The sequence below is a fragment of the Dokdonella sp. GW821-FHT11D02 genome, from assembly GCF_058808595.1.
In genome coordinates this window covers 1,520,241-1,535,543 of record NZ_CM179520.1, presented here as the reverse complement: position 1 = coordinate 1,535,543, position 15,303 = coordinate 1,520,241, and the positions used below count along the sequence as shown (strand labels likewise).

The 15,303-nt window shown below is 66.0% G+C and carries 16 protein-coding genes and 1 tRNA gene; 1 reads left to right on the top strand and 16 read right to left on the bottom strand.

The window, feature by feature from the left end; genetic code table 11:
• Window positions 1-26: 26 nt before the first annotated feature.
• From AC3QL3_RS06535 to AC3QL3_RS06475, 13 genes are all read right to left on the bottom strand, one after another.
• Window positions 27-1,040, bottom strand: coding sequence for a 2-hydroxyacid dehydrogenase (locus AC3QL3_RS06535; protein ID WP_492897568.1), 1,014 nt, complete (start codon window positions 1,038-1,040; stop codon window positions 27-29).
• Between the two features lie 49 nt (window positions 1,041-1,089).
• The gene (gene aroC / locus AC3QL3_RS06530; RefSeq protein ID WP_492897567.1) at window positions 1,090-2,196 is read right to left on the bottom strand and encodes a chorismate synthase; all 1,107 of its coding nucleotides are present in this window, start codon (window positions 2,194-2,196) and stop codon (window positions 1,090-1,092) included.
• A 120-nt stretch (window positions 2,197-2,316) separates the two neighbouring features.
• Window positions 2,317-3,237, bottom strand: a complete 921-nt coding sequence (gene prmB, locus AC3QL3_RS06525; RefSeq protein WP_492897566.1) for a 50S ribosomal protein L3 N(5)-glutamine methyltransferase — start codon at window positions 3,235-3,237, stop codon at window positions 2,317-2,319.
• 118 nt (window positions 3,238-3,355) lie between these two features.
• Window positions 3,356-3,448, bottom strand: a tRNA-Ser gene (locus tag AC3QL3_RS06520).
• A 184-nt stretch (window positions 3,449-3,632) separates the two neighbouring features.
• A complete protein-coding gene (gene csrA / locus AC3QL3_RS06515) occupies window positions 3,633-3,842 on the bottom strand; it encodes a carbon storage regulator CsrA (RefSeq protein ID WP_492897565.1) in 210 nt (69 codons plus the stop codon).
• Window positions 3,843-4,097: 255 nt separating this feature from the next.
• On the bottom strand, window positions 4,098-6,737 hold the full coding sequence (gene alaS / locus AC3QL3_RS06510; RefSeq protein ID WP_492897564.1) for an alanine--tRNA ligase: 2,640 nt from the start codon (window positions 6,735-6,737) through the stop codon (window positions 4,098-4,100).
• 76 nt (window positions 6,738-6,813) lie between these two features.
• Window positions 6,814-7,305 carry a regulatory protein RecX gene (locus AC3QL3_RS06505; RefSeq protein WP_492897563.1) on the bottom strand — a complete coding sequence of 164 codons (492 nt, stop codon included), beginning with the start codon at window positions 7,303-7,305 and terminating at the stop codon, window positions 6,814-6,816.
• Between the two features lie 27 nt (window positions 7,306-7,332).
• Window positions 7,333-7,878: a protein tyrosine phosphatase family protein gene (locus AC3QL3_RS06500; protein WP_492897562.1), complete on the bottom strand. Its 546-nt coding sequence runs from the start codon at window positions 7,876-7,878 to the stop codon at window positions 7,333-7,335.
• A gap of 23 nt (window positions 7,879-7,901) precedes the next feature.
• A complete protein-coding gene (gene recA / locus AC3QL3_RS06495; protein WP_492898880.1) occupies window positions 7,902-8,933 on the bottom strand; it encodes a recombinase RecA in 1,032 nt (343 codons plus the stop codon).
• Between the two features lie 121 nt (window positions 8,934-9,054).
• The gene (locus AC3QL3_RS06490) at window positions 9,055-9,534 is read right to left on the bottom strand and encodes a CinA family protein (protein WP_492898878.1); all 480 of its coding nucleotides are present in this window, start codon (window positions 9,532-9,534) and stop codon (window positions 9,055-9,057) included.
• 145 nt (window positions 9,535-9,679) lie between these two features.
• Window positions 9,680-10,153, bottom strand: coding sequence for a nuclear transport factor 2 family protein (locus tag AC3QL3_RS06485; protein WP_492897561.1), 474 nt, complete (start codon window positions 10,151-10,153; stop codon window positions 9,680-9,682).
• Between the two features lie 47 nt (window positions 10,154-10,200).
• On the bottom strand, window positions 10,201-10,686 hold the full coding sequence (locus AC3QL3_RS06480; RefSeq protein WP_492897560.1) for an anthrone oxygenase family protein: 486 nt from the start codon (window positions 10,684-10,686) through the stop codon (window positions 10,201-10,203).
• Window positions 10,683-11,510 (bottom strand): Rossmann-fold NAD(P)-binding domain-containing protein, encoded by an 828-nt coding sequence (locus AC3QL3_RS06475; protein ID WP_492897559.1) that lies wholly within the window; start codon window positions 11,508-11,510, stop codon window positions 10,683-10,685. The genes AC3QL3_RS06480 and AC3QL3_RS06475 overlap by 4 nt, the downstream gene beginning before the upstream one ends.
• Window positions 11,511-11,649: 139 nt before the next feature.
• Between AC3QL3_RS06475 and AC3QL3_RS06470 the strand changes: the two genes are divergently transcribed.
• Window positions 11,650-12,636, top strand: a complete 987-nt coding sequence (locus AC3QL3_RS06470; RefSeq protein ID WP_492897558.1) for an AraC family transcriptional regulator — start codon at window positions 11,650-11,652, stop codon at window positions 12,634-12,636.
• A gap of 35 nt (window positions 12,637-12,671) precedes the next feature.
• On the opposite strand, the gene AC3QL3_RS06465 is transcribed toward AC3QL3_RS06470, so the two are convergent.
• The 3 genes from AC3QL3_RS06465 to AC3QL3_RS06455 all read right to left on the bottom strand — a co-directional run bounded on the left by AC3QL3_RS06465 (window position 12,672) and on the right by AC3QL3_RS06455 (window position 15,300).
• Window positions 12,672-13,304: a rhomboid family intramembrane serine protease gene (locus AC3QL3_RS06465; RefSeq protein WP_492897557.1), complete on the bottom strand. Its 633-nt coding sequence runs from the start codon at window positions 13,302-13,304 to the stop codon at window positions 12,672-12,674.
• 152 nt (window positions 13,305-13,456) lie between these two features.
• Entirely contained in the window at window positions 13,457-13,846 is a 390-nt protein-coding gene (locus AC3QL3_RS06460) for a cupredoxin domain-containing protein (protein WP_492897556.1), read from the bottom strand.
• Window positions 13,846-15,300 (bottom strand): DUF1501 domain-containing protein, encoded by a 1,455-nt coding sequence (locus AC3QL3_RS06455; protein WP_492897555.1) that lies wholly within the window; start codon window positions 15,298-15,300, stop codon window positions 13,846-13,848. The genes AC3QL3_RS06460 and AC3QL3_RS06455 overlap by 1 nt, the downstream gene beginning before the upstream one ends.
• Window positions 15,301-15,303: the final 3 nt, after the last annotated feature.

The window sequence follows — 15,303 nt, the reverse complement described above, 5'->3', positions numbered from 1 at the left end:
AATGGAACGTTGCAGGATGGATCGGATCAAGCGCCGCGCGCTAATGACGATTGGGCATTGACGAGGTTCGGCGGCCGCCCTGCATCGGGGCCGTAGCCGAGTGCGGCGATCAGGTTGTCGACCGCCATCGCGGCCATCGCGCGCCGCGTCGCCAGGCTGGCGCTGGCGATGTGCGGCGTCAGCACGACGTTGTCGAGCGCGAGCATCTCCGCCGGCACCGCCGGCTCGCGCTCGAACACGTCGAGGCCGGCACCGGCGATGCGCTTTTGCGCGAGCGCGGCGACCAGCGCCACATCGTCGACCACGCCGCCGCGTGCGATGTTGATCAGGAACGCGTCGCGCTTCATCTGCGCGAGCTCGGCCGCGCCGATCGCATGGCGCGTCTGTGCGGTCATCGGCACGGCGAGCACGAGAAAGTCCGCTTCGCGCAGCAAGGCGTCGCGCTCGACGTAGCGCGCCGCGCATTCCGCTTCGACCGCCGCGTCCAGGCGCGAGCGATTGTGATAGAGCACCGGCATGCGAAATCCCGCCGCGCGCCGCGCGATCGCACGGCCGATGCGGCCCATGCCGAGGATGCCTAGCGTGCGGCCGTGCACGTCGCCGCCGAGCATGATGTGGAAGGACATGCCGTGCCAATTTCCCGCGCGCAGGTAGCGCTCGGCTTCGGTCACGCGTCGCGCCGTCGCGAGCATCAACGCCCAGGCGAAATCCGCGGTAGTTTCATCGAGCACGCCCGGCGTGTTCGTAGCAAAGATGCCGGCCGCGCTCAATGCGGCGAGATCGAGATTGTTGTGGCCGACGCCGCGATTGGCGATCGCACGCAATTGCGGCGTCCGCGCGATCACGCTCGCATCGACCGGATCGGCGACGCCGAGGATCGCGCCGCTCTTGTCGTGCAGCTTCTGCGCCATCTGCTCGCGCGTCCAATCGCGGTCCTCGCTTTCGACCTCGACCTCGAAGTGCTCGCGCAAGCGATCGAGGATGTCGTCGAACAGCGGGCGCGAGACCCAGACGCGTGGGCGGGAAGTGGAGCGGTTCATCGCGAAGAATTGATCGACGTCTCTCGAAGTAGTGATGTCGGTCGGTCGCTCATGCGCGCTCGGCCGAGGCGGGAATGCGCGGGACCACCGCACCGACATCACCGCATTGCGCGCGATGGCGCAACGCTTGATCCATCAGCACCAGCGCGACCATCGCCTCAGCGATCGGCGTCGCGCGGATGCCGACGCAGGGATCGTGGCGGCCCTTGGTGACGACTTCGGTCGGCTCGCCGGCGAGATTCACGCTACGTCCGGGGATCAGAATGCTCGAGGTCGGCTTCAACGCGATCGAGGCGACCACGCTCTGCCCGCTCGAAATGCCGCCGAGGATGCCGCCGGCGTGGTTGGAGAGGAAACCTTGCGGCGTGATCTCGTCGCGATGCTCGCTGCCTCTTTGCGTGACGCAAGCGAAGCCGGCGCCGATCTCGACGCCCTTGACCGCGTTGATCGACATCAGGGCGGCGGCGAGTTCACCGTCGAGTTTGCCGTAGATCGGCTCGCCCCAACCCGGCGGCACGCCGTCGGCGACGACGGTGACGCGCGCGCCGACCGAATCGCCGGATTTGCGCAGCCGATTCACGTAAGCCTCGAGTTCGTCGACCATCGCCGCGTCGGGCCAGAAGAACGGATTGCGCTCGACCGCGTCCCAGTCGAACGCCTGCGGCGTCAATTCACCGATCTGCGCGAGGTGGCCGCGCACGCGCACGCCGTAACGCTCGGCCAGCCATTTCTTGGCGATCACCGCGGCGGCGACGCGCATGGTCGTCTCGCGCGCGGACGAGCGTCCGCCGCCGCGCGGGTCGCGGATGCCGTACTTCTGCCAATAGGTGTAGTCGGCATGGCCGGGGCGAAAGGTTTCGACCAGATCGCCGTAGTCTTTCGAACGCGCGTCGACGTTGCGGATCAAGAGCGCGATCGGCGTGCCGGTGGTGCGTCCTTGATAGAGGCCGGACAAGATTTCCACCTCGTCCGTCTCGTGCCGCTGCGAGGTGTAGCGACTGCGACCGGTGGCGCGGCGATCGAGATCGGTGCGGAAGTCCTCGCTCGCCAGCGCGAGTCCCGGCGGGCAGCCGTCGATCACGCAGCCGATCGCCGGTCCGTGGCTTTCGCCGAAGGTGGTGACGCTGAGGAGCTGACCGAACGAGTTGCTGGACATGGGCGGCGGAAATCGTGGACTTTGGAAAAATTTACATTTTCATCATCCCGGCGCGCGCCGGATTCGAGCTTCGGTTCGAGGCGCGACGCAGGATCGCTCCGATTCGGCGAGACCTCGCCGTCAGCGCCGCGCCTTTGCCGCGGCACGGATCGCCGCCGCATGCTCGAGCAGATCGCGGCGGTCGAGCAGGAACACACCCATCTGACCGACGTTGAACTCGATCCAGTTGAACGGCAGCTGCGGCAGCAGTTCGACCAGCGCGCGTTCGCTCTCGCCGACCTCGACGATCAGCACGCCATCGTCGTTGAGGTGATCCGGTGCGGCAGCGAGGATGCGCAAGGCGAAATCCAGGCCGTCGTCGCCGGCACGCAAGCCTAACGCCGGCTCGTGGCCGTATTCGGGCGGCAGTGCGGCGTATTCCTGTTCGGTCACGTAGGGCGGATTGCTGACGATCAGGTCGTAGCGCTCGCCGCCGAGGTCAGCGAAGAGATCCGAGCGGATCACGCGTACGCGATCGCCGACATCCTGGAACGCCACGTTCTCGCGCGCCAGCGCGAGCGCGTCGTCGCTGATGTCGGCGAGGTCGACCTGCCAGTCCGGGTTGTGCGCCGCCATCGCGATGCCGATGCAGCCCGAGCCGGTGCACAGATCCAGCGCGCGTTCGACCGGGCGTTCGTCCAGCCACGGCGAGAAGCCGGACTGGATCAACTCGGCGATCGGCGAGCGCGGCACCAGCGCGCGGCCGTCGGATTTGAACTTGAGCCCGGCGAACCAGGCTTCGCCGGTCAGATAGGCGACCGGCTTGTGCTCGGCGATGCGGCGCTCGATCAGTTCGAGCACGGCGCGCTTCTCCTCCGTGATCAGCCGCGCGGCGCCGTATGCGGGCGCCAGATCGTGCGGCAGATGCAGGGCGTGCAGGACCAGATGCGTCGCCTCGTCGAGGGCGTTGTCGTAGCTGTGGCCGAAAGTGAGTCCCGCCGCACCGAAGCGGCTGGCGCCGTAGCGGATGAAGTCGACGATCGTCGCGAGTTCTTGGGTCACGGCAAATTTGTGCGCTGCGGTAGGCCGCACAGTATAGGGGCAACCGGCGCTGCCGGTCCGGCCCGCCCGACCGCACGGCGCACAAACAAAAACCCCCGCGAACGCGGGGGTTTGAGTCTGGCGGAGAGAGAGGGATTCGAACCCTCGATAGAGCTTTTGACCCTATACTCCCTTAGCAGGGGAGCCCCTTCGGCCTCTCGGGCATCTCTCCGTATTTTCTAGCGAACCGTCCATCCATGGCGCGTTTTGCGGTCGACTTCCTGTCTCCCCGAAAGCGGCCTTGAGGCCGATCTCGCCGCCTCCGCTCACCGAAACTTTCACCGGTATGTCGAAAGTGCGGAGCGCTCGAAAGCGAGGGTCGCGAAGGATACCGGCCTCATCGGCGCCGGTAAAGCTCAAGTTGCCGGACCGCCGCCTTCCGGCGGTTCTTCGCCCGGAGCCAACTCGCGCTTGATGCGCTGATAAATCTCCTCGCGATGCACCGCCACGTCCTTCGGCGCATTGATCCCTATGCGGACCTGGTTCCCTTTGACGCCTAGAACGGTGACGGTCACCTCGTCGCCGATCATCAGCGTCTCGCCGACGCGGCGAGTCAAAATAAGCATGTGGTGCTCTCCTTACACGATTGTCGGTCCGATGAGTTCTCTTGGCGCATGCAACCGCTCACCCGAGCGCGCCCGAGGACTCCGGGAACCAAGCAGCCTCCCTCGCTGCTGCCGCTCCCCCCTGTCGTAAACCGGTTCGCCGTTCTAGACGCCCAAGGGCGGTGCGGCGATACCTCGACCGTTCGATACTAACGAACGCCTGCCATAGGCGCAACGAAACGCAGCGCATCAAACGCCCGTCTTCTTTACATTTGCTTACTGCTGGAAACGCTGCGAAATCCACAACGGCAATGCGGCGAGCGCAGCATCGAGCGCAGGCGAATCGACGCCTCCACCTTGCGCCATATCCGGCCGTCCGCCGCCCTTGCCGCCGATCAGTGCGGCGACGTGCGCGACGACTTCACCGGCTTTGATTTTGCCGAGCGCGGCGCCGTGTACACCACCGGCCAGCGCGACCTTGCCGTCGGCCGCGGCAGCGAGCAGCACGACGCAATCGGCCAGCTTCTGCTTGAGCGTATCGACGCCTTCGCGCAGCGCCTTCGCATCCAGCCCATCGACGCGCGCGGCGACGACCTTGAAGCCGGCGACTTCGTGCGCCGACGCGGCGAGATCCTGCGTGGCGGAGCTGGCCGCCTTCGCCTTCAAAGATTCCAGCTCGCGCTCGAGCTTCTTCTGCCGATCGAGCAGCTGATGCAGCTTGTCGAGAACTTCGTCGCCGTGCGCGGACAGCAGCGCGCCGACCTCGTCGAGTCGTTCGATGTCGTCGTTGACGTTGTGCAACGCGGCGGCGCCGGTCATCGCTTCGATGCGGCGCACGCCGGAAGCGACGCCGCTTTCGGAGACGATCTTGAACAGGCCGATGTCGCCGGTGCGCGAGACGTGTGTGCCACCGCAAAGCTCGGTGGAAAAATCGCCCATCTTGAGCACGCGCACTTCGTCGCCGTACTTCTCGCCGAACAGCGCGAGCGCACCGAACTCGATCGCCTCGTCGTAGGCCATGTGGCGCACGTCCGCGGCGACGTTGCGGCGAACCTCGTCGTTGACGAGGGTTTCGACGCGGCCGTATTGCTCCGGCGTCAGCGGCGCGAAGTGCGAGAAGTCGAAGCGCAGGCGATCGGGCGCGACCAGCGAGCCTTTCTGCTGCACGTGCGTGCCGAGCACCGTGCGCAAAGCCGCGTGCAGTAGATGCGTAGCCGAATGATTGAGCACGATCGCGGCGCGACGCGCGGCGTCGACAGCGGTGTGCACCGCATCACCGACGCCGAGACGACCGACGCGCACGCGACCGACGTGCGCGTGATATTGGCCGGCGAGCTTGCGCGTATCGGCGACGTCGAAGCTGACGTCCTTGGCGTCGAGAAGGCCGGTGTCGCCGACTTGTCCGCCCGATTCCGCGTAGAACGGCGTGCGGTCGAGCAGCACCACCGCCTCCTCGCCCGCACTCACCGATTCGACCGCGCGGCCGTCTTTGAGAATCGCTACCACGCGCGCTTCACCGCTCTCGGTTTCGGTGCGCTCGTAGCCGAGGAAGACGGTCGGCGCCAACTGCGCGGCGAGCTGTGCCGGCAGGGTCAGGCCGCCGGAGAACTTGCCGGCCGCGCGCGCGGTTTCGCGCTGCTGCTCCATCGACGCCTCGAAGCCGGCCATGTCGACCGTGAGGCCGCGCTCGCGCGCGATGTCGGCGGTGAGATCGACCGGGAAGCCATAGGTGTCGTACAGACGGAATGCCGCTTCGCCCGGAATCGTACCGGCCGCTTTGGCGGCGACCTCTTCGAACACCTTCATGCCCTGCTCCAGCGTCTCGCCGAAGCGCTCTTCTTCCGACTTCAGCGCCTGCTCGACCAGCTCGCGCTTGGCCGGCAGTTCCGGATACGCCTCGCCCATCGCCTCGATCAGCGCCGGCACCATCGCGTGGAAGAACGGCTGCTTCTGACCCAGCATGTAGCCGTGACGCAATGCGCGACGGATGATCCGGCGCAACACGTAACCGCGCCCTTCGTTCGACGGCAGTACGCCGTCGACGATCAGGAACGAGCAGGCGCGGATGTGATCGGCGATCACGCGCAGCGACTTGTTCTCCAGATCATCGGTGGCGGTCAGTTTCGCGGCGGTACGGATCAGAAGCTGGAACAGATCGATCTCGTAGTTCGAATGCACGTGTTGCAGCACCGCGGCGAGACGCTCCAGCCCCATGCCGGTATCCACGCACGGCGCCGGCAGCTTGCTCAGCGTGCCGTCGGCGGCGCGGTCGAACTGCATGAACACGAGATTCCAGATCTCGATGTAGCGATCGCCGTCTTCGTCGGGCGAGCCGGGCGGACCGCCGGCGATGTCGGCACCGTGGTCGTAGAAGATTTCGGTGCACGGACCACACGGACCGGTGTCGGCCATCTGCCAGAAGTTGTCCGAGGCGAACGGCGCACCCTTGTTGTCGCCGATGCGCACGATGCGCTCGGCCGGGATGCCGATCTCCTCGTTCCAGATCGCGTAGGCCTCATCATCGGTGTGATAGACCGTGACCCAAAGGCGATCCTTTTCCAGCTTCAACACGCCGGTGAGGAATTCCCACGCCCAAGCGATCGCCTCGCGCTTGAAGTAGTCGCCGAACGACCAGTTGCCGAGCATCTCGAAGAAGGTGTGATGGCGCGCCGTGTAGCCAACCGAATCGAGATCGTTGTGCTTGCCGCCGGCACGCAGACAGCGCTGCACGTCGGCCGCGCGCACGAACTTCAGTTTCTCGCTGCCGAGGAATACGTTCTTGAATTGCACCATGCCGGAGTTGGTGAACAGCAAGGTCGGATCGTTCGACGGAACGAGCGAACTCGACGGCACGATGGTGTGCCCCTTGGAGCGGAAGAACTCCAGGAAAGCGGTGCGGATTTCGGAAGTTTTCATGCGGCGGGAATCGGAATGGTGGAATCGGGCGTCGGAAAAACGGACACGCCGAAGATGCGGCCCAGACGGCGGGCGATCAACCGATCTCCCCGTTCGGATCGCCTGTTTCGGCGTGTGTGGCGGCGCGTACTGTCGCCGTATCGAAGCCGCGGCGCAAGAGAAACGCCGCGTTCCTGGCCCGTTCTGCGGCGCCCGCACGGGGCTTGGCGCCGCCGTGCCGGCGCAGCTGCGCCACCGCAGCGGCCAGCCAATCGACGTCAACCGCGGCGATCGCGGTGCGAATGGCCGGCTCAGAGAGCCCGTGCGATTTCAGCTCGGCGCGAATGCGCAGCGGTCCGTAGCCTTGCGCGGCGCGGCGGCGCGCAAGGCTGGCGGCGAAGCGTTCGTCGTCCTGATAGTGCTGCGTGCGCAGGCGATCGATCGCTTCCTCGGCCGCCTCGCCGTCCTGCCCGCCTGCGCGCAATTTGACGTTCAGCTCGCGCGCCGAATGTTCGCGCCGCGTGAGCAGGCCGAGCGCCTGTTCGTAAGCGCTGCGCTTGGCGGGCTTGTCGGGGGAGCGTCGCGGCATGGCGCGCCGTTTCGAGCGAGCGCTCGCCTAGGGCAGCTTCGGTCGTGTCGCAATGCGCGCGGCGATCTGTTCCTTGAGATCGTCGACCGATTGTCCGGCCGAAGTCACCACCGCTTCGATCGCGTCGGCTTCCAGGCCGCCCGCACGCGAGGCCTCGGCCAGCGCCCAGGTGCGGGCGGCGCGACGGCCACTCTTGCAATAGAGCAGCACCGTACTGTTCGGTCGCAGGATTGCGCGCGAAACCGCGTCGACCGCACTGGCCGGAATGTCGCTTCCAGTCACCGGTGCGTACGTGAAGCTCAAACCGGCGCTGCGTGCGGCAGCGTCGATCGCGCTCGACGACGGCTGTTCGGGCGCTTCACCGTCCGGGCGCAGATCGACGATCGCCTTGATGCCTTGCGCCTTCAGTTCTTCGACCTGCTGCGGCGAGATTTGCCCGGCGATCCAGATGCCACCGACCAGCGGCCGCAGCGCACCGCCCTGCTCCGGCGCGTCCGCCGCACCCGCTGCAGCGGCAAAGCTCGCTGCAAGCAGAAACACGGCGCGCGCGATCAGCGGCGTCGATCTCGACATCGCACGTGCTCCTGCTGTGTTCGTCACGCTTCTTCGACCTCGACCGCCGGCAGCGGCGACTGCCCGCTCTTGACCAGCAGCTTGGCGCGCAGCTGCGCATCGATCGCCGCGGCGATCTCCGGATGCTCTTTCAAGTAAAGGCGCGTGTTGTCCTTGCCCTGGCCGATGCGATCGCCGTTGTAGCTGTACCAAGCGCCGGACTTGTCGACCATATTGTGGTTGACGCCGAGTTCGATCAGCTCGCCCTCGCGCGAAGAGCCTTCGCCGTAGAGGATTTCGAACTCGGCCTGGCGGAACGGCGGCGCGACCTTGTTCTTGACCACCTTCACGCGCGTCTCCGAACCGATGACTTCCTCGCCGCGCTTGACCGAGCCGATGCGACGGATGTCCAGACGCACCGACGCATAGAACTTCAGCGCGTTGCCGCCGGTGGTCGTTTCCGGGTTGCCGAACATCACGCCGATCTTCATGCGGATCTGGTTGATGAAGATGACCAGGGTGCCCGACTTCTTGATGTTCGCGGTCAGCTTGCGCAGTGCCTGGCTCATCAGGCGCGCTTGCAGGCCGACGTGCGAATCGCCCATTTCGCCTTCGATTTCGGCTTTCGGGGTCAAGGCGGCGACCGAGTCGATCACGACCACGTCGACCGCGTTCGAGCGCACCAGCATGTCGGCGATCTCGAGCGCCTGTTCGCCGGTGTCGGGCTGCGAAACGAGCAGGTCGTCGACGTTGACGCCGAGCTTTTCCGCGTAGCTCGGGTCGAGCGCGTGCTCGGCGTCGACGAAGGCGGCGGTGCCGCCGTTGCGCTGGCAGTTCGCGATGACCTGCAAGGTCAGGGTGGTCTTGCCCGAAGACTCCGGTCCGTAGATCTCGACCACGCGCCCGCGCGGCAGACCGCCGATGCCGAGCGCGATGTCGAGGCCGAGCGAGCCGGTGGAGACGACGTCGATCGCCTCGTCGGCCTTGTCGCCCATGCGCATTACGGCGCCCTTGCCGAACTGCTTCTCGATCTGGCTCAGTGCGGAGGCGAGCGCCTTGCGCTTGTTGTCGTCCATTGCGAAGTCCTCGTGGATGTTCATGCGGCGACTGTGCCGCGGGGAAGTCTCAGCAACTAAGACTTCCGATTCGCCGCGATTATCCCACAGCGTCCGTCGGCGTCGAGGCGCGAATCGCGCGTCAGCTCGTAAGAATCCGGCGCACGCCTTCGAGCGCGGCAGCGACGGTCTGGCGTCGCACCGCTTCGCGGTCGCCGTCGAAGTGATACAGCTCCGAGCGCGCGTAGCCGCCGCGTCTCTTCCAGCCGATCCAGACGGTGCCGACCGGCTTGTCCGGCGTGCCGCCGGACGGCCCGGCGACACCGGTGACCGCGATCGCGACGCTGGCGCCGTAGCGCGCGAGCGCGCCGGATACCATTTCGATTACGGTTTCCTGACTGACCGCGCCGGTGCGCTCCAGCGTCTGCGGACGAACGCCGAGCAAGGCTTCTTTCGCTTCGTAGCTGTAGGCGACCACACCGCATTCGAACCACTGCGAACTGCCGGCGATGTCGGTCAACACCTTGGCGATCCAACCGCCGGTGCAGGATTCGGCGGCGACCAGGGTCTGCCCGCGAGCGCGCAGGCATTCGGCGACGGCTTGCGCCTGCGCATTGAGCATTTCATCGGTGGCGATCGACGGCACGGGCAACAGACCTCTGCAACGATCGGCCCGCGCGCGAAGTCGGGCGAGTGCGCGAGCATAGCGCACCCGCTCGCCATGCGCCGCTTCGGCGCGACGACGACGCGCCGAGCGACGCTCGCGCTCAGAGATCGGCGCCGCTGAAGGCGTGCCAGCGTCCGTCGTGGAAGGTGTAGGAGTCGACGAAGTGGACCTCGCGCGGATTGCCCGCCTTGTCCTTCGTGCGCATGATCGAATGCGCCGAGGCGGCATCGCCGTGCACGATGGCGATGACCTCGAGTGTAGGCACCTCACGTGCCGGGTCGGTGGTCTGCGAGACGCGGTCGATCACGTCTTTGCGCGAACGCAGCGCGCCGTTGCGTCCCGATGTGCGGTAGTCCGGCTCGAGCAGGCATTCGAGATAGGCTCGATTGCCGCGGTATTCCGCCGTCAGCCAGCCCTGTTCGATGCGGCGAATGGTGTCTTCGTCCTTCTTCTGGTCGGGGATCGAGACGGCGCTGCAATCGGCGGGCGCGGCAGACGTCGTGGCCTGTGCGTGAGCCAGGATCGGCACGCTTGCGAGTACGGCGAGGGCCAATGCAATTGGAAGGCGATACATGAAAAGCTCTCCTACGTCAGAAAGAAAAGGCTTCGGCATCACGCCGGCTATTTCGCGCCCCAGCCCAGAAGATACAAGGCGCTCGCAACCACGGCCGCCAACGTGCGTACGTGGTTCCAGAAAGTCCACTCGGTGAGGAAGCGCGCCCACACCAGCGCGGCATCGGGCGTGTCAGCCTGCACCGCGGCCAAGGCGTCGTTGAGCGGCACGTTGCAGACCATCGTGACGCCGGCCGTGCCGAGCACGTACGCGAGACCGGCCGCGAGCACATAGATCTGCCCCGGCTGATCCCAGCGCATCACCGCGACGATCGCGAGCAGCACACCGAGCAAAGCGGTACCGAACAAGGCCAACATGAAATTCGGATTGATCACGGTCACGTTGATCGACTGCATCGCGGTGATGCCTTGATCGGGACGAATGCGCGCGAGCGCCGGCATCACGAACGAGGAGAAGGCGTAGAACACGCCGGCGACCAGTCCGCTGGCGATGGCGGCGACGAAGATCAGGATCGGCACGAAGCGCAAGCTCATGAGTGTGCTCCCCAGACGCCGCTGGCGGCGGTGCGCTGCACATAGCCCGAGAAACGGCGCGGCGCGCGGCCGAGCGCTTCGCGCACGCCATCTGCCGTGCGCGTGTTACGTCCATCGAGCACGGTCGTGAACAGATACGTCACCAGTTCGACGAACTCGGGTGGAATCTGCTGGCGCACCAGCTTGGCGCGGTATTCCTCCATCGAAACCGGAACGAAGTCGACCGTGCGTCCCGACGCGAGCGCGATCTGCGCGATGGCGTCGCGAAAAGTGATCGCCTCCGGACCGGTGAGTTCGTACAGCCGCCGCGAATGCACGTCGGAGGTGAGCGCAGCGAGCGCGATGTCGGCGACGTCCTCGACGTCGACGAAGGGCTCGGGTGCGAGCGAGTCCGGCAGCACCGTCTCGCCGGCGAGGATGGCATCGAGGAAGAAACTCTCGGAGAAATTCTGCTGGAACCAACTGGCGCGCAGGATCGTCCAGTCGACATTGGTCGCCTGCAGCGCGCGCTCGGCGTCCTGCGCTTCGGGCTCGCCGCGCCCCGACAGCAGCACCAGCTTGCCGACGCCGGCCGCGATGGCCTGCTCGAAGAAGGCGCTCACCGTGGCCAGCGCCTGCGGCACGGCCAGGTCGGGTTGATAGGTGATGTAGGCCGCTTGCACGCCGCGCAGTGCGGCGCTCCAGGTGGCGCGATCGTCCCAATCGAACGGAATCGCGGCGCGGCGCGAACCGATGCGCACCGGCCGGCCGGCCTGTTCCAGACGTTCGATCACGCGCCGGCCGGTCTTGCCGTTGCCGCCGATTACCAGGGTCGTCGCTTGCATGGTGGCTCCCGTCGTGTGGATGTTTGGTGGGAGATACTTTGACGAGAAGGATAAGTATCAACAATGGCATCCAGTATCGTATTTTTGCTTTTTCGTCTTCTTAGATGGACGTTTCTGCAATAGCCGATAGACTGCATCCATGCCTACCCTGCCCTCATCCACGGCAGCCGATTCGCTCGGCGACGCGCTGCACTTCCTGCGTATGAGCGGTGTGCTCTACTGCCGCTCGGAATTCACCGAGCCGTGGTCGCTGGCCCTGCCGCCACTGCCCAACTGCATGATGTTCCACCTCTTCACCGATGGCGCGGGCTGGGTCGAAGTCGCCGGCATGCCGCCGCAGGCGCTGCGCCCGGGCGAACTCGTGCTGATCCCGCATGGCACCGGCCATACGTTGTCGAGCGCGCCCGGGCTCGCCGGTGCGCCCTTGTTCGATCTCAAACGCGAGTTGGTCGGCGAGCGCTACGAAATCCTCCACCACGGCGGCGGCGGCGCAGCGGCGACGGCGATCTGCGGCGTAGTCGAGTTCGACCATCCGGCCGCGCGCCAGCTGGTCCGGTTGTTGCCGCCGACCATCGGCGTGAGCGCGTGGGGCAGCGCGCCGGAAACCGAATGGATCCAGAGCACGTTGCGCTTTTTGGCCGACGAGGCGCGCGAACGGCGCGCCGGCGGCGAAACGGTGATCACGCGCCTGGCCGACATCCTCGTCATCCAGGTTCTGCGCGCCTGGATCGCACGCGACCCGGCCGCACGCAGCGGCTGGCTCGGCGCGCTGCGCGACAAGCAGATCGGGCGTGCGATCGCCGCCGTGCATCGCAATCCGACCACGCCGTGGACACTGCAATCCCTGGCCGCCCACGTGGGCATGTCGCGCTCGGTATTCGCCAAGCGTTTCACTCAACTCGTCGGCGAACCGGCCATGCGTTACGTGCTGCGCTGGTCGATGCAAACCGCGCTGGTCTGGCTGAGGCAGAGCGATGCCACCGTCGGCGAGATCGCGAACCGGCTCGGCTACGACTCGGAGGCCGCCTTCAGCCGGGCGTTCAAGCGCGTCATCGGCGCCGCTCCCGGCACCGCGCGGCGCGCCAATTTCAACCTCGACGCGACTGCCGCAACGGACCGACTCTGATACCGGAACGGCGCCTCGGCACGAGCGACTGCTCCTCAGCGCATCAGGATGCGGCGCGGCTTCAACGGAAACTTGCCGCGCCAGTACTGGATCAGCAGGAAACCGAACGCCATCCCGCCCAAGTGCGCGAAATGCGCCACGCCCGATTCCGTGCCGGTGACCCCGAAAAAGAGTTCCAAGGTGCCGTAGAGGATGACGAACAGCCAGGCCGGCATCGGAATCGGAAACAACAGCGCGATCACTCGTGCATGCGGGTACATCATGCCGAACGCGAGCAAGAGGCCCATCACGCCGCCCGACGCGCCCAGCGTCGGGTAGAAGCCGCCGGTGAAGTAGCGCACCGTCGCCAGCTGCGCCAGCGCCGCGCCGATCACGCAGACGAAGTAGTAGAACGCGAACGGACGCGAGCCGAACAAGCGCTCGATCGCACCGCCGAACATCCACAGCGCCAGCATGTTGAACACGATGTGGGCGACGTTGCCGTGCAGGAAACCGTAGCTGACCAGCTGCCAGGCCTTGAAGCCGACGACGTCGGTATAAGGCGAAGGACCGAGCGGCCACAGCGCGAAGTGCATGATCAGCAGATTGCCGGTGACCTGCTGCAGCAGAAACACGGCGATGTTCGCGAACAGCAATACGCGCGTGACGGGTGGAAGATCGATCGCCATGATGTCCTGCCGGTGCTTCGCCACAGCTGCAAACCCGCTGCGGCGCAGGCACGAAATGCCGAGCATGCAGCCTGCGCCGGTCCGATTCAATACGAGTAACGCAAGAACGCGACCGAAAGCGACAGCTGTGCCGCAAAACCGGCCCGACCGGTCTAGGGCGTCTCGAAACCATCGACGAATACGCGGTCGATCACCTCGACCACGCCGCGCATGCCGGAGGTCAAATCGCCGTGCGCGTCGCAGTAATAGCCGTAACGGCCGAGCTGGGGGAACCGCACCGTCGCGCGCCAGAGCACGTCGCTCGGCGCATTGTTGTTCGAGCAGTTGACGGCGCAGACGAAACGTCCGTTGTCCGCGTGCACGTTGTGCACGCCGCCGGCGTTCTCGAAGGCGATGGTGTCGCCCTGGTAGATCGTGATTTCAGCCGGGCTGAAGGTCATGTCGGGGTTCGCCCGCACGACGTGGATCGTCGCGCCGGCGTCGAGCGCGAGAGTAATCAGCCATCCCGCGCAGGCGCAGGCGACGCGTGCGCTCGCCCGCATCAGCTCATGAAGCCGAGATCGGCGCTGGCGAAGCGGCCGAGATTGGGGAACACGTCGGTAATGCCACCGGCGTCGACGCCGAACCAGCGCGCCAGGGTCGCCGCGTATTGGTCCACCGCCAGCGTCGGAATGATCTGGCCGTAGCCGGTATCGTCCGGATTGCTGGACGGATGATCGTCGTCGTAGCGCGCCAAGGACGGCATCGTGCCGTAGTAGCGCTGACCGCGCACGGCACCGCCGATCACGAAGTGATGACCGCCCCAGCCGTGATCGGTGCCGCTGCTGTTGACCGCCAGCGAACGGCCGAAGTCCGACGCGGTGAAGGTGGTGATCGAGTCAGCGACGCCGAGCTGCACGGTCGCATCGTAGAACGCCTTCAGTGCCTGCGAGAGTTCGACCAGGTTGTATTGCTGATTGGACTGTTGATCGCTGTGCGTGTCGTAATTGCCGGCCGAGACGAAGAACACCTGCCGGCTCATACCGAGCGCCGAACGCGCGCCGATCAGACGCGCGACCATCTGCAGCTGGTTACCCAAATCGGTGTCGTGGAACGGTGTGGTCCAGGTCGGCGCATCGCCGAGCGCTTCGGCGATGATGCGGTAGTTCGCGATTGAACCGGTCGCGGTGCCGGCGAACGCGCGCTCGAGCACGTGCGCTTGCGTACCCGGTGCGATCAGCGCGTTGTAGGCGTCGGCGTTGCCGCTGTCGTCGCAGCCGGCGATCCAGCATTCATCGCCGTTGTCGTGATAACTCATGCGCGACACACCGGACGGATCCATCGAATACGGATTGACGATGCCCCCGCGCTGGAAACGGTTGCCGCCGCTCAAGGTGATGCTCATCGGCACGGCGCCGGTATTCGCCGAGCGCAGCAGATCGGCGATGCGCCCGCCCCAGCCGTTCGCATTGCTGTCGTCCGGGCGCGAGGTTTGCCATTGGTTGGCCTGATCCTCGTGCGAGAACAGCTGCGGCGGCAACGGCATGCTGCCGTTCTGATACTGCGCTTGGGTGACCGGATACAACAGGCCGCCGACGTTGGCGACGATCGCCGCGCGCCCGCCGTTGAACAGACTGCCCAGCCCCGCGTTGGCGGCGGCCCCGCCGATTTGCGTTCCGCTCAAATCCTTCATCGCCGGATGCAGGCCGTAGTTGGCCGGACCACCGCCGGATAGCGGCGTCAGCGGCACCAGATCCGAGACCGGCAGAGCGAGCTCTCCGCGCGAGGTTTGATAGTCGTTGCGCGCCTGTCCGCTGATCGGCACGATCGTATTGAAGCTGTCGTTGCCGCCGTAGAGGAAGACGCAGACCAGCGCCCTGTAGTCGTTGAAACGGAAGCTGCGCGCATTGGCGGCGGCGGCGACCAACTTCAGATTGCCGAGTGCCGAGTACAGGCTCGCTCCGCCGAGCGCGGCACACACGCTCTTGCGCAGGAATTCGCGACGATTCACGTGCATGGC